This window comes from Actinokineospora xionganensis (genome assembly GCF_014323725.1).
GTDB classification, from domain to species: Bacteria; Actinomycetota; Actinomycetes; order Mycobacteriales; family Pseudonocardiaceae; genus Actinokineospora; species Actinokineospora xionganensis.
This window is the reverse complement of sequence record NZ_JABVED010000011.1, coordinates 1-17,234: the sequence shown is the minus strand read 5'-3', so window position 1 is coordinate 17,234 and position 17,234 is coordinate 1. Positions and strand designations below refer to the sequence as shown.

Below are 17,234 nucleotides of genomic sequence, written 5' to 3'. Positions count from 1 at the left end.
GGTGCCGTTGGCGACGACTCGGCGAGCCGGTCTGGTGGACCAGGTGATCGAGCAGATGCGCACGGCGATCGCGGACGCCGAATGGAAGGTGGGCGAGCGCATCCCCACCGAGCCCGAGCTGGTCACGGCCCTGGGCGTAGGCCGGAACACGGTCCGGGAGGCCGTTCGGGCGCTGTCCCACGCGGGTCTGCTGGAAGTCCGGCAGGGCGACGGCACGTTCGTGCGGGCGACCAGCGAGTTCTCGGGCGCCGTCCGCCGGTTGGCGGGCACTGAGCTGCGTGATGTCCTGCAGGTCAGGCGCACCTTGGAGGTCGAGGGCGCCCGCCTGGCGGCGAGCAGCCGCACGGACGCGGAGCTGGCTGAGCTGACCACGCTGCTCGACGCGCGGGAGCGGGCGATGGAGGCGAAGGACTACGAGGTGGGCGTCGACAAGGACGCGGCTTTCCACCTCGCCGTGGTCCGGTGCTCGCACAACCAGCTGCTCGCGGAGCTGTACCAGGGGCTGACGGAGGTTGTGCGCGCTTCGGTGGCGAGCACGGTCCGCACCACGCCGAGCAAGGCCAACGTCGACCACCGGCAGCTGCTCAACGCCATCCGAGACCAGGACGCGAACCGCGCGGCGGCCGAGGCAGCAGGCTTCCTCGACGAACTCCTTGCCGACCTCGACACCCCCTGACCCCGGCAAAGTCGCGAGTCCCACGTTCAAAACAATGAGTTCCACGTTCAGGACAGTGAGTTCCACGTTCGCGACGGCATAACCCAACCAAACCTTGGGTCTGAACCAACACACGGCGTCGCGAACGTGGAACTCACTGTCCTGAACGTGGAACTCATTGTTTTGAACGTGGGACTCGCGGTTAGGGGGCGCCTGGGGGGATGAAGGGGAGGGGGGTTGGGGGGCCGTTGTCGATGAGACGGCGGATCGCGGTGGTGTCGAGGTGGTTTTCGACCAGGTCGCCGAGGATGTCGAGTTGGGTGGCTCGGGCGGTGGCGAACGAGGTGTCCGAGGCGGGTTTGAAGCCGTCGCGGCCGGACCACTCGGCCGCCCAGCGCAGGATCGCGCGGCGGGCGTCGTCGTTCTCCAGGAGGCCGTGCCAGTGGGTGCCGAGGATCGCGCCGTCGACCACGCCCTCGGTCGAGCCGTCGGGCAGGGCCACAAGACCCTCGTGTTCGCACCGGGTGACCCGGCCGTGGTGAATCTCGTAGCCGACCGCCGGTTCGCCGAACACCGTCCCCTGTGGACGCGTCAGGACCTTCTCCGCGGCGAATTCCACGTCCACGTCCAGCAGCCCCAACGCCTCCACGGCGCCCGCGCCGGATTCGACGCGGTCGTCGATGCCGGTGCCGAGCATCTGGAAGCCACCACAGATACCGACCACCGGCAGGCCGCGTCGGGCATGGGCCATGACCGCGTCGGCCAGGCCGGTGCGCCGGAGCCAGCCGAGGTCGTCCACTGTGGACTTGGAGCCGGGCAGGACGATCAGGTCGGCGTCCGCGAGCCGGGACGGCTCGGTGACGAACCGGACCGACACGCCGGGCTCGCAGGCCAGCGCCTCGACATCCGTGGCGTTCGAGATGCGCGGAAGGCGGACCACGGCCACCCGGAGCCACTGGGTGCCGACCGGGGGCGCGGGGCGGCCGACGACACCGTCGGCGGCGTACGACAGGGAGTCCTCGGCGTCGAGCCAGAGGTCTTCGGACCACGGGACCACACCGAGGACATCGCGGCCGGTCAACGAGTGCAGCTGACGCAGACCGGGCTCCAGCAGGGCCGGGTCGCCGCGGAACTTGTTGATGACGAAGCCCGAGATCAACGCCTGGTCGGCCGGGTCGAGCAGGGCCAGGGTGCCGAAGAGGTGAGCGAAGACACCACCGCGGTCGATGTCGCCGACGACCAGGACCGGCAGGTTCGCCGCCCGGGCCAGGCCCATGTTGGCGATGTCACTGGCCCGCAGGTTGATCTCCGTGGGTGAACCCGCGCCTTCGCAGACCACGACCTCGTAGTCCGAGCGCAGGTCGGCCAGGGTCGCCAGGACGGTCTCCATCAGCTCGCTCTTGCGCGCGCGATACGACAGCGCCGTGGTGACGCCGACCGGTCTGCCCAGGACCACGACCTGCGAACTGCGGTCGGACCCGGGCTTGAGCAGCACCGGGTTGAACCGGACGCTCGGCTCGATCCCGCACGCCGCCGCCTGCAGCGCCTGAGCCCGGCCGATCTCGCCGCCGTCGGGGGTGACCATCGAGTTGTTGGACATGTTCTGCGCCTTGAACGGCGCCACCCGCACCCCGGAGCGGGCCAGCCACCGGCACAGACCCGCCACGAGGACGCTTTTGCCCGCGTCCGAGGTCGTCCCCGCGACCAACAACGCTCCGGACATTCGACCGTCCCCTCACCTTTCGTCGGGCCAGGCTGCCATCATCCCCGTTATGCCCGCCGCACCCGTCACCGCCGTCCTGGTGCACAGCCCGTTCCTCGGGCCCGCCAGCCTGCGGCCGCTCGCCGACGCACTCGCCGCTCTCGGGCATCCCGCGGTCCTGCTGGACCTGCGCCTCAGCGTCGTCGCCTCACCCGTCCACCAGCGTCTCATCGGCGCGTTCGCCGACGCCCTGTCCGACGTGGCGCTCACCGGGCCGGTGGTGCTCGTCGGCCACAGCGCCGCCGGGCCGCTGCTGCCCGCGTTCGCCGAGGACCTGGAAGACGCGGTCGCGGGTCTGGTCTACCTCGACGCCGGTCTGCCGACGCCGGGTCGGAGCTGGCGCGAGACGGTGTCCCCCGAGGTCTACGACGGGCTGTACAAGATCAGCCGCAACGGCAGGCTCCCCCGCTGGCCGGACTGGTTCGACGCGGACCCGCTGCCCGACCTGGTCCACGACGAGGCCTTGCGCGCGGAGATCGCCGACGAGGCACCGGAGGTCCCGATCGCGTTCCTCAAGGAGGCGCGGCCGAGCGTGGAGTGGTCCGGGCCCTCGAGCTACGTCTGCCTCTCCGAGGCCTACACCGACGAGCTGACCCAGGCCCGTGAGCTGGGCTGGCCGACCCGCGTCCTCGACTCGCACCACCTCGCCCCGGCGACCGATCCGGGGCCGGTCGCCGCGGCCGTCCTGGAAGTGCTTTAGGTCGTGTCCTGTGAGTTCGGCACGCAGGACACGACCTAAGGCAGGGTGAGGATCTCGGAGCCGGTGTCGGTGACGACGATGGTGTGCTCGAACTGGGCGGTCCAGCTCTTGTCCTTGGTCGTGACCGTCCAGTCGTCGTCCCAGATGTCGTAGTCGATGCCGCCGAGGGTGATCATCGGCTCGATCGTGAACGTCATGCCGGGCTCGATCATCGTGGTGACCGTGGGCTCGTCGTAGTGCAGGATCACCAGTCCACTGTGGAACGACGTGCCGATGCCGTGGCCGGTGAAGTCGCGCACCACGCCGTAGCCGAAGCGCTTCGCGTAAGCCTCGATGACGCGGCCGATCACGTTGATCGCGCGACCCGGCCGCACGGCCTTGATCGCGCGCATCGTCGCCTCGTGGGTGCGCTCGACGAGCAGCCGGGCCTCCTCGGCGACCTCGCCCGCGAGGAACGTCGCGTTGGTGTCGCCGTGCACGCCGCCGATGAACGCGGTGACGTCGATGTTGACGATGTCGCCGTCCTCGATCACCGTCGAGTCGGGGATGCCGTGGCAGATGACCTCGTTGAGCGAGACGCAGCAGGACTTCGGAAAGCCGCGGTAGCCCAGCGTCGACGGGTAGGCGTGGTGGTCGAGCAGGTACTCGTGCACGACCGCGTCGACGTCGTCGGTGGTCGCGCCCGGCTTGACGGCCTTGCCGCCCTCCTGCAGCGCCTGCGCGGCGATCCGCCCGGCCACCCGCATCGCCTCGACGACCTCCGGCGGCTGCACCCACGGGTCGGTGTTCTTCCGGGGCGCGGGCCGGTCGACGTACTCGGGACGGGCGATGGTGGAGGGCACGACGCGGCGAGGCGACTGCTCTCCCGGCTTCAGTGGAGCACGCACAGACATGCCTACCAGCCTACGACCCGCTCAGCCGACCGCGCCGAGGAACCTCGCCGTGGCCTGCACGGCCGTGCCCGACTGGCCGACATCGGTCAGCAACACCGCGAAGGCGAGGTCGCCGCGGTAGCCCACGAACCAGCCGTGCGAGTGCGTGCCGTCGCCGAACTGCGCGGTGCCGGTCTTGCCACGGACGTCCCCATACGGGCCGAGCGCGCCCGCTGTTCCGCCGGTGACGACCTCGCGCATCATCTCCCGCACGGCGCCGAGCACCGCCGCGGGCACCGCGTCCGGCACCGTGTCGGACTTGGTCTCCGCGCCGCGCACCAGGACCGGCTTGGGCACCGACCCGGACGCCACGGTGGCGGCCACGACCGCCATGCCGAACGGGCTGGCGACGACCCTGCCCTGGCCGAACCCGTCCTCGGCGCGCTCGACCTTGCCCGTGGCGGGCGGGACCGAACCGGTGATGGTGGTGAAGCCCGGCACCACGTAGTCGACACCGAGGCCGAGCTGCTTGGCCATGGTCGTCAGCTCGTCGGGCGCCATGGCCACCGCCAACTCGGCGAACGTGGTGTTGCACGAGAAGGCGAACGCCGAGTGCAGGGGGATGACACCCTTGTCGAACTTGCCGCTGTTGGGGATCTCCCGGCCATCGATGACCTTCGTTCCCGGGCAGCCCAGCGGGGTGTCCGCGGCGGCCTTGCCGGACTTCAGGGCGGCGGCGGCGGTGACGATCTTGAACGTGGAGCCCGGCGGATAACGGCCGGTGAGCGCGAGCTGGCCCTGGGCGTCGGCGGGCGCGTTCTGCGCGACGGCGAGGATATCGCCGGTCGATGGCTGAATCGCCACGATCATCGACGGCGTCGCCTCGCCCGCGATCGCCGCCTGGGCGGCGCTCTGCACTTGCTTGCTCATCGCGACCCGCACCGCGGTGGCGGTCTCGGCAGGCTTGCTGAACAGCTCCTCGACGTCTGCGCCCGCGCCGTCCACGGTGTGCACGCTCCACCCGGCCGCGCCCTCGACCTCCTGCTCGACGAGCTTGCGGATGCCCGGCAGGAGCGTGGGCGCCAGCGCCTTGTCCACCGGCAGCAGCCGCGACTCGGCGGTGAAGCGGACGCCCTGCAACTCGTAGATCTGCGCCCGGACCTTCTGGTAGTCGCCGTCGCGCAGCGCCACGACCTGGTAAGCCTTTGCGCCCGCCTTGGTCGCGCCTTCGAGGATGGACGCCTGGGTGATCGTCGGGTCGATCCCGGAAAGGGCGCCTGCCAGCTGCCCGGCGATGGCGTTGGCGTCGCCCGCCTTACCCTGGTCGAACAGCACCGAGATCACCCGTTCGGGTTGCAGCACGGGGGTGCCGTCGCGGTCGAGCACCGGGGCGAGCGACGCCTCGATGTCGCGCACGGCGATCGTCTGCTGCGCGGCGAGCTTGGGGTGCAGGACGCTGGGCTCCCAGTGCACCTTCCACGCGTCGTTCTCGGTGCGCAGGTCGAAGGTGCTCGTGTAGGTCCAGAGCCTGCCGCGGCCGAGGTCCCAGGTGATCTCGTAGGTCGCCTTCGCCGTCGGCTCACCTTCGACCTTCGCGACGTCCTTGACGTGCGCGATCACCGTCGAGGGCTTGATCCCGCCGCGCACCTTGTCCATCAGCGCCTTGGCCGACTCGGCGGAATCCGTGTGCTGGGAGGCGGTCACGGTGTCGCCGCCCGCGAACGCGGCGACGAACTGGTCGGCCGCGTCCTTGGGACCGGAGTCGGATCCGAAGGCGCAAGCGGTCAGCGGGAGGACGGCCACCAGCGCGGCGAGGAGAGCGGCGGGGCGGCTGAAGGAGACGCGCACGCCCCGCAGTATGCCCGGCGCCGTGTGAGGCTCGTGCGGGATCTCCTCAGAACAACACAGTCGCGTACTGGCCGACCTGCGCGAACCCGATGCGCGTGTACGCGGCCCGCGCGGCGGAGTTGTAGGAGTTCACGTAGAGGCTCGCGGTGCGGCCCATTCCGTCGACCAACCGGTGCACCACCGCGGCGGTGCCCGCGCTGCCGAGCCCCTCACCGCGGCGGTCGGGATGCACCCACACCCCTTGGATCTGGCCCACCGCGCTCGACAGCGCGCCGATCTCCGCCTTGAACACGACGTCGCCGCCCTCGAACCGGGCGAACGCGCGCCCGCCCGCGATCAGTTCGGCGACCCGCGCGCGATAACCGGACCCGCCATCTCCGATGCGGGGGTCGACGCCGACCTCCTCGATGAACATCGCGATGGCGGCGGGCAGGTAGCGGTCGAGCTCATCGGGCCGGACCGGGCGGACCAGAGGGTCGGGCGCGGTGACGGGCGGGGTGGAGATCGCCATCAGCGGCTGGTCGGCACGGACCTCACGGGCCGGGCCCCAGTCGGACTCCAGTTCCGACCACAGGCCGAGCACCTGCTCGGCGGGGCCGACCATCGACGAGCACATCCGGCGTCTGCGCAGCGCCCGCTCGGCGAAGGCCTGCAAGGCGGAGCGCTTGCCGCGTAAGGGAATCAGATTGGGGCCGGCGAAGCAGAGGGCTTCGAGCCTGCTCACCGGGCGCAGCCCGCGGGCCTCGCAGCCCCAGACCTCGCCACCCAGGCGCCACGGGTCCAGACCGACCGATTCGACTCGGGAGGCGACCATGCAGGACGCCACGGGGTCGGCGGTGAGCACCGCGCGCACCGCCTGACCGTCCCGTTCGTCGAGCAGCCGCGCTCCTGCAAGCCGCAACACCCCTCAAGCCTGCCAGATGGAGGGCCGCACGGGAAACGGAGTCACCTGGCCAAACACGCGCGGAGCCGGGGATCGCGCAGCGTGGGCAGGACGTCGCGGTCGCGGCCGAAGACGATCTCGGCGCGCGGCACGTCGGCCTGGCGCAGCATCGCGTGGCACACGTCGGCGAAGGGCTGCTCGCGGATGGTGAGGACGCACTCCTCCATGTCCGGCTCGTCATCGCGGGCCCGCGCCCGCTCCCAGCCGCGCAGGCTCGCCACGACGACCCGCCTGGCCTGCTCGCGGCCGCGCACGAGCAGCGCGCGGTTGAGCCCGAACACCTCGATCGTCGCGGTCCCCTTCGGGGTCAGCGCCCGGTATTCGCCGACCGACAGCGACAGCAGGAGGTGGTCGAACGGGTCTTCGCTGGTCGGGTCGACGAGCAGCGGCCTGCCGTCCTCGTCGACGGGGAACCGGTCGCGCTTCTGATGGCTGTTGCACACCGAACAGGCGAGGAGATGGTTGAGCCAGTCGAAGGTCCGCAGCGGGGAACGGGAGAGCGGGTCGAAGTGGTCGATGTCGGCGCCGAGGCTGTCGCCGCAGTACATGCACCGCTGGACACCGGGCGCCATGTAGGCCAGCGCCTCACGCAAGGAGCCTTTCACCGCGGAATTCGTCCGCCAGAAGGCGCGGGCCGACGCCACACGTTCCGCGCGGCGGACGGCGGAGATTTTGTTGGTCAGGTCCGATAGTCGGTCCGTTGTTGTCGAGTGCAAAGTGACGCGAGCGATGCGAATCACGCGCCGGCAGCTCCCGCTTCGTGCAGCCGGGCAGTCACCTCTCCCACCCTGGCCACGGGTGAACTCTCAAGCAATTCCCGCAACTGTAGATAGCGCCGTTCCTGCTCTTCGTCGGCCACATCACTGACAACCGCGACCTCGAGATCGACGAGTTCGCGGCGCAATGACTGCGCCTTCTCCGAGTATGGCGTATCCAGCCCGAAAAGGTCAGAGAGCACCGCGTCGTCCCCGCTGCCGAAAACGATGCGCTCATACAGGTCCTGACCGACCACGGAAGGAGGTTCTTCCTGGTCAGGACCGGCGAGGCGGATCAGACCACCGGGGTCGGCGGCCTGGCAAATGTAGGGGCTATGGGTGGTGACGATGAATTGAATGTTGGGAAAATGAGACTTGAGCCAGCCGCCGATACGCTTCTGCCAGGAGACGTGCAGGTGGGCGTCCACCTCATCGATGATGACCACTCCGGGTGCGGTGACCGCGGTGATCCCGGAGTCATTATTCACCGGAATGGTCCCATACGCGTCGTTGATCTGCTTCAACAAGTCGACAACGAGTGCCGCTACCGTTCGGTAACCGTCACTCATTTCGCGCAACGGGAATCGTTTGTCGCCATTGGCCACCCACAGGCCGTCGGAATCGACCTTCTCGATCCGATAACCGTCCGGTAGCAGTCCGTTGGCCAGAATTTCCAGTGCCGCTTCCTTGAGCTCCTCGGCGCCGGGCCGCTGTTCGAGGGTTCGCAGGTGCTGCTCGATGAGCCACCCGACACCCTCGGCGAGCGAGGCGTCCTCATGGAAGAGGCTGACGAGCCGGGCGACCGGGCCGGGGCTGAGCATCAGCCGCTGCGCGTCACCGGCCCCGCCGACCAGCCTGCGGAACGGCCCGTAGGCCGCGCAGAACCACCCGCCGGGGTTGTCCTGCCACGGACCACGGGCGACGAACTGGCTGCGGCTGCTGGGGCTGCCCGCGGCCGCCATCGACGGCTGGTTGGTGCGCCTGCCGTCGTCAGCGCCATCATCACGGTCGTCCGGGTAGGTCCACTGCAGGCCCGCGCCGAAGTCGCGGGCAGGCAGCCTGCCCTTTCCGTAGAACCGGTCATAGACCGGGTCGTAGGCGATGCGGACCTGGGCGGAGGCCTCGCGGCACCCCACCGTCACCCAGTTCTCGAAGTCGGGCACGAGACTGCGGGCCACGGCCGGTCCGCTGACCGCGAGGGCGATGCCCCGCAGCAGGGACGTCTTGCCGGATCCGTTGCGGCCCGCGATCACCGTCCAGCCCGCGTGCGAGCCGTCCGGTCGGGTGAGTGGCAGGTCGACGTCGCGCGCGCCGGAGAAGCCGCGGATGTTCCGCAGTGTCACGCGGGCGAGGTACATGACGAAGGTCCCCTCTCCTGTCGACGCGGGGAACTCTACGGAAGTTGATCCGTGTTCGTCAGCCCACGGTGACCGATGGCGTCCCTTCGGACTCGCCCATCTGCTCCGCGAGCCGCATCGCTTCCTCGATCAGGGTCTCGACGATCTGGTGCTCAGGCACGGTCTTGATGACCTGGCCCTTGACGAAGATCTGTCCCTTGCCGTTGCCGGAGGCCACCCCGAGGTCGGCTTCCCGCGCCTCGCCTGGCCCGTTCACGACACAGCCCATGACCGCGACGCGCAGCGGGACCTCCATGCCCTCCAGGCCCGCGGTCACCTCATCGGCCAACTTGTAGACGTCGACCTGCGCGCGCCCGCACGACGGGCACGACACGATCTCCAGCTTGCGCTGTTTGAGGTTGAGCGACTGCAGGATTTGGATGCCGACCTTGACCTCCTCCACCGGAGGGGCCGAGAGCGAGACGCGGATCGTGTCGCCGATGCCCTGACGCAGTAGGGCGCCGAACGCCACCGCGGACTTGATCGTGCCCTGGAACGCCGGGCCCGCCTCGGTGACGCCGAGGTGCAGCGGGTAGTCGCACTGCTCGGCCAGCAGCTCGTAGGCGCGGATCATCACCACCGGGTCGTTGTGCTTGACCGAGATCTTGATGTCGTGGAAGTCGTGCTCGGCGAACAGCGACGCCTCCCACATGGCCGACTCCGCCAGCGCCTCCGGGGTGGCCTTGCCGTACTTCTTCAGCAGCCGCGGGTCCAGCGAACCGGCGTTGACGCCGATGCGGATCGGGGTCCCGTGATCGCGCGCGGCCGCGGCGATCTCCTTGACCTGGTCGTCGAACTTGCGGATGTTGCCCGGGTTCACCCGCACCGCCGCGCACCCGGCCTCGATCGCCGCGAACACGTACTTCGGCTGGAAGTGGATGTCGGCGATCACCGGGATCTGCGACTTGCGCGCGATCGCCGCCAGCGCCTCCGCGTCGTCCTGCGACGGGCACGCCACCCGCACGATGTCGCAGCCCGACGCCGTGAGCTCGGCGATCTGCTGCAGGGTGGCGTTCACGTCCGCGGTGACCGTCGTCGTCATCGACTGCACCGAGATCGGCGACTCGCTGCCGACACCGACGGAGCCGACCTGCAACTGCCTCGTCTTGCGGCGCTCGGAGAGCACCGGGGGCGGCAGCGCGGGCATCCCGAGCATCACGTCGGACATGTTCCTCAGACCTCTCGTGGTTACTGCAATCGAATCGGGTTGACGATGTCGGCGGTCACGGTGAGCAGCACGATCGCGCCACCCACGATCACCAGTACCATCGTGATCCCGGTGAGCTTGGTGTAGTCGACCGGACCCGCCGGGGTCAGGCCGCGCAGCTTGCGGATCAGATCGCGCGCCCGCTCATAGAGCGTGATCGCGATATGCCCGCCGTCGAGCGGCAACAGCGGCAGCAGGTTGAACACGCCGACGAAGAAGTTCAGCGCGGCCAGCATCAGGATGAAGATCTCCCAGATGCCCTGCTCGGCCGCGTCCGCGCCGATGACACTCGCGCCGACGACGCTGACCGGTCGCTCGGGGTCATTCTCCGCCCCGCCGATCGCGCGCACGACAGCGGGGATCTTCTCCGGGAAGCGCATGAGGCCTTCCCATGTCTTCACGAACATCTCGCCGGTGAACGACACGGTGCCGCCGACCGCCGAGAGGGCCGTGAAGTCGACGAATCCGGCCTTGCCGATGCCGATCGCGCCGACTTCGGTGAGCTTCGTGTCGTCCTTGCCGGGCTGGGCGTCGACCGGAACTCGCTGGACCGTGGCGACGGCGACCTTCATGGACAGCTCCTGGCCGTCGCGCAGGACGACGAAGGTGCTCTCCCCACGCAGGCCGCGCACCACCGTGAGCACCTCGGGCCAGTTCGCGACGCGCTTCCCGTCGACGCTGACGATCTCGTCGCCTTCGCGGATCCCGGCCGCGATGGCGGGCGACGGGTCGCTCGGGCCGCAGTCGGCCTGCTTGAACGTCTTCGGATCCATCGTGGGCGCCGCGCACGACGTGGAGCCGACGACCGCGCGGTTCTCGTAGTTCGGCAGGCCCATCGACACGGCCATCAGGTACAGGATGATGAAGCCGAGGATGAAGTGGGTGATCGACCCGGCGGACAGCACGACGATGCGCTTCCAGGCCGGGTAGCGCCACATGGCGCGCGGCGCCTCCTCGGGGGTGACCTCGTCGAGCGCGGTCATGCCCGCGATGTCGCAGAAGCCGCCCGCGGGGATCGCCTTGAGGCCGTACTCGGTCTCGCCGCGGCGGAACGAGAAGATCTTCGGTCCGAAACCGACGAAGTACCGGCGGACCTTCATGCCGAACGCCTTCGCGGTCAGCATGTGCCCCGCTTCGTGCAGTGCGACGGACACGCAGATGCCCAGCGCGAAGAGCACGAGACCCAGGAGCCAAACGAGCACGGTCAGTTCCTTCCCGGCCCGACGACGTCACGCGGACCAGCTGTCACCGCGAGGCGTTCTCGCGCGCGGGCGCGTGCCCAGTGCTCGGCGGCGAGCACCTCATCGACGTCGCGTGGCGCACCCTGCCAGTCGCCCGCGTCATCGAGCACCCGAGCAATAGTGTCCACAATGGCTGTGAAGGTGGCGTCGCCTCGCAGGAACGCGGCGACCGCCTCCTCGTTGGCCGCGTTGTAGACCGCGGGCAGGCAGCCCCCGGTCTCCCCCGCCGCCTGGGCCAGCCGCACGGCCGGGAATGTCTCGTGGTCGAGCGGCTCGAACGTCCACTGGCTCGCCGTGGTCCAGTCGCACGCCTTCGCGGCGCCGGGGATGCGGTCGGGCCAGCCCAGGGCCAGCGCGATCGGCAGCCGCATGTCCGGCGGACTGGCCTGGGCCAGCGTCGACCCGTCGGTGAAGGTGACCATGGAGTGCACGATCGACTGCGGGTGCACCACCACGTCGATGCGGTCATAGGGCACGTCGAAGAGCAGGTGCGCCTCGATCAGCTCCAGCGCCTTGTTCACCAGGGTCGCGGAGTTGATGGTGATGACCGGACCCATCGCCCACGTCGGGTGCGCGAGAGCGTCGATGGCGGTGACGTCCGTCAGCTCGGCGCGGGCCTTCCCCCGAAAGGGACCACCCGATGCGGTGAGGACGAGACGGTCGACCTCCTCGCTGCGACCGCCCCGCAACGCCTGGGCCATCGCGGAGTGCTCGGAGTCGACGGGGACGAGCTGCCCGGGCTTGGCCGCGTCCAGGACCAGCGAGCCGCCCGCGATGAGCGACTCCTTGTTGGCCAGGGCGAGGGTGGCGCCCGACTCGAGGGCCTTGAGGGTCGCGGGCAGGCCTCGGGAGCCGGTGATGGCGTTGAGGACGATGTCGGCGGGCACGGCCTCGATGAGGTCGGTGACCGCGTCCGGCCCCGCGAAGATGCGCGGCATCTGGAAGTCGCCCGAGGTGTAGCCCCGCTTCTGGGCCTCGGCGAACAAGGCGAGTTGGACGTCCTGGGCGGCCGTGGCCTTGGTGACCGCGATGGCGCCCGCCTGGAACCGCAGCGCCTGCTCGGCGAGCAGGGCCGGGTCGGACCCGCCCGCGGCCAGGCCCGCCACGGTGAACCGGTCGGGGTTGGCGGCCACGACGTCGAGGGCCTGCGTCCCGACCGATCCGGTCGAGCCGAGTACCAGCAGTGAGCGCTCGCGCGCGGGAGAGGGGTTCATCAGGGTCCATTGTTCCCGAAGTCCAGCGGTCGGACGCACAGGCGGGGCGTGATGTAGCTGTCCGTGACGCTGGTCTCGCCGATACCCCCGGCCCGCAGGAGTCAAATTAGCCCGTTCAGCGCAATCTGATCTCCGGGGCGAATACCCGGAGATGGATCCGGGCATCCACCTGGCAGGACCCCGCGGCACGCGGGAACCGAGCGAAGGAGTACCCCGATGGGCATTCTCGGCTGGATCGTTCTCGGACTGGTCGCCGGTCTCATCGCCAAGGCCATCATGCCTGGTAACGACCCTGGTGGCGCCATCGTCACCATCCTGATCGGCATCGTCGGCGCCATTCTCGGCGGCTTCATCGGCAACGCCATCTTCGGCGGCGGCCTGGGCACGTTCTTCAACCTGCGGACGTGGCTGCTGGCCATCCTGGGTTCGCTGATCCTGCTCGGCGTGTACCGACTCGTGACAGGACGTGGTCGAGCGAGGGTGTAGCGCGACTCCGATCACAGTGCGGGCGCCGTGGTGACCACGGCGCCCGCATCATGTCCGGGGTATGGAAATATGACCCGCGCACGAACCGATCAGCTGGAGGAACACGTGGCGCGCACGGAGCTGGAGAAGCGGAAGGCGACCCCTGCCCCCGCCCACAGGGTCAGCCCGCAGGAGGAGCCCTCTGCCGAGTGGGGCTGGCACGGCTCGTTCCCGCACGGCACGACCATCGCGGGTGTGTTCGTCGGCCTGGCGATGTTCGCGATGCTCATCGGCAACCACAGCGGCTGGACCGAGAACCTGTGGCTCATCGGCACCGGGCTGTTCCTGCTGGGTGGCGTGGGCTGGCTCGCCCACAAGCGCCGCACTTCCTGGCGCGCCTAGGTCGCGTCTCACCGACGCCGCGCGCACGCGGCGTCGGTTTATTCGACCGTCGCTACGCGACGGTCCTCTCCGGCCGCGGCAGCTTCGCGATCAGGTGTTTGATCGCGCGCTGCAGATCGGCCTCGTCGTGGCCGAAGTCGGTCAGGTACGAACGCAGCGCGGCCAGGATCAGCTTGAGCTCGTCGTCCTCGACTTCGATGACCTTCGTCGCCATGCCTCCACGGTAGACCCGCAGGTCACAGCCGCGCGACCACCGCTTCAGTCGTTCGGGTAACGAGTCGCCCAGCGGTCGTCGGCCGGTGGGCGCGGACCGAACTCGGCGAGCAGGTCCGCCGCCATCGCCTCGACGACCTCGCGCATCTCCAACTGGGCCAGCCAGGTCGGCTCGATGGCGTCCTCGCCGTAGAGGGCGCCGACGAGGTTGCCGCACACCGCCCCCGTGGAGTCGCTGTCGCCGTCGTGGTTGACCGAGACCAGCAGGGCGGCGTTGAGGTCGTTCGTCGCCAGCGCCGAGTACACCGCGATGGACAGGGCGGTCTCCCCCACGTTGCCGCCGCCGAGCGTGCCGACCTTCTCCGGGGTCGGCGCGCCCCGGCCGGACAGGTCCACAGCCGCGTCGAGGGCCGCGGTGGTCTCCTCGTGGCCGTTCCACCGGTACAGCTGGGCCCGGCAGGCCGCCAGCGCGTCCGCCAGGGAGCCGCCGCGGACCAGGGTGTGCACCATGACCGCGAGGGCGCCCGCGGGCAGGTAGCCGCTGGGGTGGCTGTGGGTGAGGGCGGCGGTCATCGCGCCGATCTCGAAGACGGCCGCCGGATCGTCGGACCACAGCGCGGCCGGGGCGGCCCGCATGACGCCGCCGCAGCCCTTCGAGTTGTTGAGAGTGTGGGTGAACGTGCCCATCTCACCGGTCTGCCCATACCCCTTGAGCGCGAAGAAACACGTTGCCCCGGGCGCGCGGCGCTTGAACAGGCCGGGAACCCCCATCAGCCAGCCGTCGGGCACCGCGGTCGGGTTCCGCGGCCCGCGGGCCTTCTCCCACGGCACGCCCTGGGTGTGCAGCCAGCGCTGGTAGGCGAGCTGGGTGCTGTAGCGGACATCGCTGGAGCCCGCGCGGCGCTGCCGCGCGTGCGCGCGAATCAGGGCTTCGCCGGTGAACAGGGTCATCTGGGTGTCGTCGGTGATCCCGCCGATGCCGTCACGCTCGGGGACCAGGCCGGTGATGCCGTGCGGCCCGAAGACCTCCCGGATCTGGTCCATCGGCTTCGACTCGATGGGCGCACCCAACGCGTCGGCCACGGCGCCGGCCAGCAGACTCCCCCGCCACCGGCGCGGATCAACCTGGTCGGTCGACTGGACCGAGGCAGACTGCCGGGCTTGCAACGGGGATGCGGCAGGCTGCCGAGCCTCTGGCTGAGCGGAGGGCCGCAGGACATCAGGGTCCGCGGCCCCCGAGTTGCTCCAACGGTTGGTCGATGGTGCGTCGGACAACGTCGGTGAGGACTCGAAAGTATTCATGGGACAGGAAGTTGCGCATGTCCACTACATCACGCCACGGAACCTCCGGCTCCGCCGTGGTGATCTCGGCGGGCAGCGCGTTGACCGCCTCGCCGATGACGACGAGGTTGTACAAGATCGCGTCGAGTGCGACCCGAGTCTCATCAGCGTCACCGATGGCCTCGGCGCGAACGAGGCTCGCCTCCGCGCGCTTGGTTCGGTCGATCGCATCGAGGATGTCCTTTAGTCGCTCCCGAACAGCTCTTCCTGCCCTGGGGCTCACAAGGGCACCGCCTCAGCCAATGCGCGCTCGGCTACCTCCGGCCTCAGCAGATCGACTGTGGCTATGTCGATCCGTTCGTCGAGCAGATCCGACAACTCGCGGCGCAACCGGATCAGCGCCAGGGCACCGTTGGCGTGCACATCGAAGTCGACGAGCAGGTCAATATCGCTGGCAGGCTGATCTTCGCCACGGGCGACCGACCCGAACACGCGCACGTTGCTGGCCCCAACTTTGCGTGCCGCTCTCATGATGAGCGGCCGGGCAGCGCGCAGGGACCGCATCCGGTCTCCGTCCAGGTCCGCCACCGCACCCGCGGACGCGGTGGATATCCGCAGTCGACGGCCCGCAGCATGGACCAGCCGCTCGAGAGTCCGCACCGACGGCGAGGACACGCCGGATTCGTAACGAGCTACCGCAGGCTGCGAGGTACCGGCCCGGCGAGCAAGCTCAGCCTGCGTCAGACCCGCCGCTTCGCGAGTCTGACGCACCAATGTCGCAGTATCCATACGAGGCACTATACCGGTACCGGTATGTGGTGCCAACACGCTCCAACAGACGCCTGGATTCCGCGACCGCATTTGAGTGTTTTGACCGCTTCGGCACAACAGGACTTCCGCGCACCCTCGGCGAGCCTCTAACCTTCGGCGGCGAGTTGCCCGCACGCGGCGGCGATCTCCTGACCACGAGTGTCCCGCACAGTGCACGCAACGCCCTGTTCGTTGACTCGACGGACGAATTCGCGTTCCACCGGCTTGGGACTGGCGTCCCACTTGCTACCCGGCGTCGGGTTCAGCGGGATCACATTGACGTGCACGAGCTGCCCGAGATGTTTACGCAAGATCTTGCCCAGGAGGTCAGCGCGCCAGGGCTGGTCGTTGATGTCTCGGATCAGGGCGTACTCGATGGAGACTCGGCGGCCGGTGCGATCGGCGTAGCCCTTGGCCGCATCGAGGACCTCGGCCACCTTCCAGCGCTCGTCGACCGGGACCAGAGTGTCACGCAGTTCGTCGTCCGGCGTGTGCAGCGACACAGCGAGTCTGACCTGCAGGTTCTCCTCAGTGAGCTTTCGGATCGCGGGCACCAGCCCGACCGTCGACACCGTGACGTGCCTCTGAGAGATGCCCAGGCCATCAGGCGCCGGATCGCAAATGCGATGCACCGCATCCACCATGCGACGAGAATTCGCCAGAGGTTCGCCCATGCCTACCGTTTTACAACGATCAAGTGGACAGAGACTCGGTGTCGTCCCAGGGATTCAGCACGCGGACTCCGGTGTCGATGAAGTCCTTGGTGTTTCGGGTGGCCAGGTGTGCGTTGTGATGCAGGCAGACTGCGGCGATCTGCGCGTCAACCATGGTGATCGGCCGGCCACCGCGCTCGCGCGCCGCGGAGATCTGCGCATAGTGCGCCGCAGCCGCGATGCCGAAGGGCAGGACCTGACCTTGGAAGTCCTCGGCCAGGAGTTCGGCAACCTTGACCATGAGCGAACTCTTACGACGGCCATCGGGCAGCCGCTCGACCCCGTACAGCAATTCAGCCGCCGTCACCGCTGTGACGAAAACATCGTCGGCCGGGTAGTGATCAACCCACTCGACCACTCGTTCATCCGGCTCGTTCCGCATCAACTCGGAGACGACATTGGTATCGAGAACTATCACTCGGGAAGCTCCGCTGCTCGCGCGAGCTCAGTCCGCGGCGGAAGCTCAACCGACACATCGCCGGTGTCGGCGAACCGCTGCCGAATCCGTGTTGCCATACCCGATCCAGATGATCGCCTGGTCAGCACCTCGCTGAGAATCGCGCGAACTTCGGCTTCCATCGAGCGACCATGCTCGGCGGCCCGAATCCGCAGTTCAGCCTTCAGATCATCATCGAAATCCCGGATCGTCAACGTCGCCACAGCTCACCTCCAGTGCCAGCATTGCTGTCAATGCTATCACTTTCTGGCTCGCTCGCCCCTGGGTCAGCCTTCGGCGGCGAGTTGGCCGCAGGCGGC

The 17,234-nt window shown here is 69.1% G+C and carries 19 protein-coding genes and 1 pseudogene; 4 read left to right on the top strand and 16 right to left on the bottom strand.

Annotation, left to right across the window (positions count from 1 at the left end):
• The first annotated feature begins 1 nt into the window (after window position 1).
• A complete protein-coding gene (locus GPZ80_RS19295) occupies window positions 2-676 on the top strand; it encodes a FadR/GntR family transcriptional regulator (RefSeq protein ID WP_187222434.1) in 675 nt (224 codons plus the stop codon).
• Window positions 677-857: 181 nt separating this feature from the next.
• Here GPZ80_RS19295 and GPZ80_RS19290 read toward each other — a convergent pair whose 3' ends face one another.
• The gene (locus GPZ80_RS19290) at window positions 858-2,378 is read right to left on the bottom strand and encodes a cobyric acid synthase (RefSeq protein WP_187221995.1); all 1,521 of its coding nucleotides are present in this window, start codon (window positions 2,376-2,378) and stop codon (window positions 858-860) included.
• A 49-nt stretch (window positions 2,379-2,427) separates the two neighbouring features.
• On the opposite strand from GPZ80_RS19290, the gene GPZ80_RS19285 reads away from it, so the two are divergent.
• A complete protein-coding gene (locus GPZ80_RS19285; protein WP_187221993.1) occupies window positions 2,428-3,117 on the top strand; it encodes an alpha/beta fold hydrolase in 690 nt (229 codons plus the stop codon).
• 35 nt (window positions 3,118-3,152) lie between these two features.
• On the opposite strand, the gene map is transcribed toward GPZ80_RS19285, so the two are convergent.
• The 8 genes from map to dxr form a co-directional block, all read right to left on the bottom strand.
• Window positions 3,153-4,010, bottom strand: coding sequence for a type I methionyl aminopeptidase (gene map, locus GPZ80_RS19280; protein ID WP_187221992.1), 858 nt, complete (start codon window positions 4,008-4,010; stop codon window positions 3,153-3,155).
• A gap of 21 nt (window positions 4,011-4,031) precedes the next feature.
• Window positions 4,032-5,837, bottom strand: coding sequence for a penicillin-binding transpeptidase domain-containing protein (locus GPZ80_RS19275; protein ID WP_187221990.1), 1,806 nt, complete (start codon window positions 5,835-5,837; stop codon window positions 4,032-4,034).
• A gap of 46 nt (window positions 5,838-5,883) precedes the next feature.
• A complete protein-coding gene (locus tag GPZ80_RS19270) occupies window positions 5,884-6,741 on the bottom strand; it encodes a GNAT family N-acetyltransferase (protein ID WP_187221988.1) in 858 nt (285 codons plus the stop codon).
• 41 nt (window positions 6,742-6,782) lie between these two features.
• Window positions 6,783-7,385: an HNH endonuclease gene (locus GPZ80_RS19265; protein WP_222719548.1), complete on the bottom strand. Its 603-nt coding sequence runs from the start codon at window positions 7,383-7,385 to the stop codon at window positions 6,783-6,785.
• A 131-nt stretch (window positions 7,386-7,516) separates the two neighbouring features.
• Complete coding sequence (locus tag GPZ80_RS19260) at window positions 7,517-8,893, bottom strand: AAA family ATPase (protein WP_187221986.1); 1,377 nt, start codon at window positions 8,891-8,893, stop codon at window positions 7,517-7,519.
• Between the two features lie 58 nt (window positions 8,894-8,951).
• Window positions 8,952-10,079, bottom strand: a complete 1,128-nt coding sequence (gene ispG, locus GPZ80_RS19255; RefSeq protein WP_187222430.1) for a flavodoxin-dependent (E)-4-hydroxy-3-methylbut-2-enyl-diphosphate synthase — start codon at window positions 10,077-10,079, stop codon at window positions 8,952-8,954.
• 41 nt (window positions 10,080-10,120) lie between these two features.
• On the bottom strand, window positions 10,121-11,341 hold the full coding sequence (locus tag GPZ80_RS19250; RefSeq protein ID WP_187221984.1) for a M50 family metallopeptidase: 1,221 nt from the start codon (window positions 11,339-11,341) through the stop codon (window positions 10,121-10,123).
• Window positions 11,342-11,343: 2 nt separating this feature from the next.
• The gene (dxr, locus tag GPZ80_RS19245) at window positions 11,344-12,594 is read right to left on the bottom strand and encodes a 1-deoxy-D-xylulose-5-phosphate reductoisomerase (RefSeq protein WP_187221982.1); all 1,251 of its coding nucleotides are present in this window, start codon (window positions 12,592-12,594) and stop codon (window positions 11,344-11,346) included.
• Window positions 12,595-12,810: 216 nt separating this feature from the next.
• On the opposite strand from dxr, the gene GPZ80_RS19240 reads away from it, so the two are divergent.
• Together GPZ80_RS19240 and GPZ80_RS19235 are read left to right on the top strand one after the other, a co-directional pair.
• The gene (locus tag GPZ80_RS19240) at window positions 12,811-13,080 is read left to right on the top strand and encodes a GlsB/YeaQ/YmgE family stress response membrane protein (protein ID WP_091371006.1); all 270 of its coding nucleotides are present in this window, start codon (window positions 12,811-12,813) and stop codon (window positions 13,078-13,080) included.
• Window positions 13,081-13,149: 69 nt separating this feature from the next.
• Window positions 13,150-13,461 (top strand): DUF2631 domain-containing protein, encoded by a 312-nt coding sequence (locus tag GPZ80_RS19235; RefSeq protein WP_187221980.1) that lies wholly within the window; start codon window positions 13,150-13,152, stop codon window positions 13,459-13,461.
• Window positions 13,462-13,513: 52 nt separating this feature from the next.
• Here the strand turns inward: GPZ80_RS19235 and GPZ80_RS19230 are convergent, their stop codons facing one another.
• From GPZ80_RS19230 to GPZ80_RS19200, 7 genes and pseudogenes are all read right to left on the bottom strand, one after another.
• Window positions 13,514-13,675 carry a hypothetical protein gene (locus tag GPZ80_RS19230; protein WP_166657836.1) on the bottom strand — a complete coding sequence of 54 codons (162 nt, stop codon included), beginning with the start codon at window positions 13,673-13,675 and terminating at the stop codon, window positions 13,514-13,516.
• Between the two features lie 44 nt (window positions 13,676-13,719).
• Window positions 13,720-14,841, bottom strand: coding sequence for an ADP-ribosylglycohydrolase family protein (locus GPZ80_RS19225; protein WP_281401352.1), 1,122 nt, complete (start codon window positions 14,839-14,841; stop codon window positions 13,720-13,722).
• A 52-nt stretch (window positions 14,842-14,893) separates the two neighbouring features.
• A complete protein-coding gene (locus tag GPZ80_RS33755; RefSeq protein ID WP_187221977.1) occupies window positions 14,894-15,238 on the bottom strand; it encodes a HepT-like ribonuclease domain-containing protein in 345 nt (114 codons plus the stop codon).
• Window positions 15,235-15,744, bottom strand: coding sequence for a helix-turn-helix domain-containing protein (locus GPZ80_RS19215; RefSeq protein WP_187221975.1), 510 nt, complete (start codon window positions 15,742-15,744; stop codon window positions 15,235-15,237). Before GPZ80_RS19215 ends, GPZ80_RS33755 begins: the two co-directional genes overlap by 4 nt.
• Before the next feature lie 128 nt (window positions 15,745-15,872).
• Window positions 15,873-16,445, bottom strand: a pseudogene (locus GPZ80_RS19210) (radical SAM protein); the annotation flags it as partial.
• A 13-nt stretch (window positions 16,446-16,458) separates the two neighbouring features.
• Window positions 16,459-16,896 (bottom strand): type II toxin-antitoxin system VapC family toxin, encoded by a 438-nt coding sequence (locus GPZ80_RS19205; RefSeq protein WP_187221973.1) that lies wholly within the window; start codon window positions 16,894-16,896, stop codon window positions 16,459-16,461.
• Entirely contained in the window at window positions 16,893-17,138 is a 246-nt protein-coding gene (locus tag GPZ80_RS19200) for a FitA-like ribbon-helix-helix domain-containing protein (protein ID WP_187221971.1), read from the bottom strand. Before GPZ80_RS19200 ends, GPZ80_RS19205 begins: the two co-directional genes overlap by 4 nt.
• Window positions 17,139-17,234: the final 96 nt, after the last annotated feature.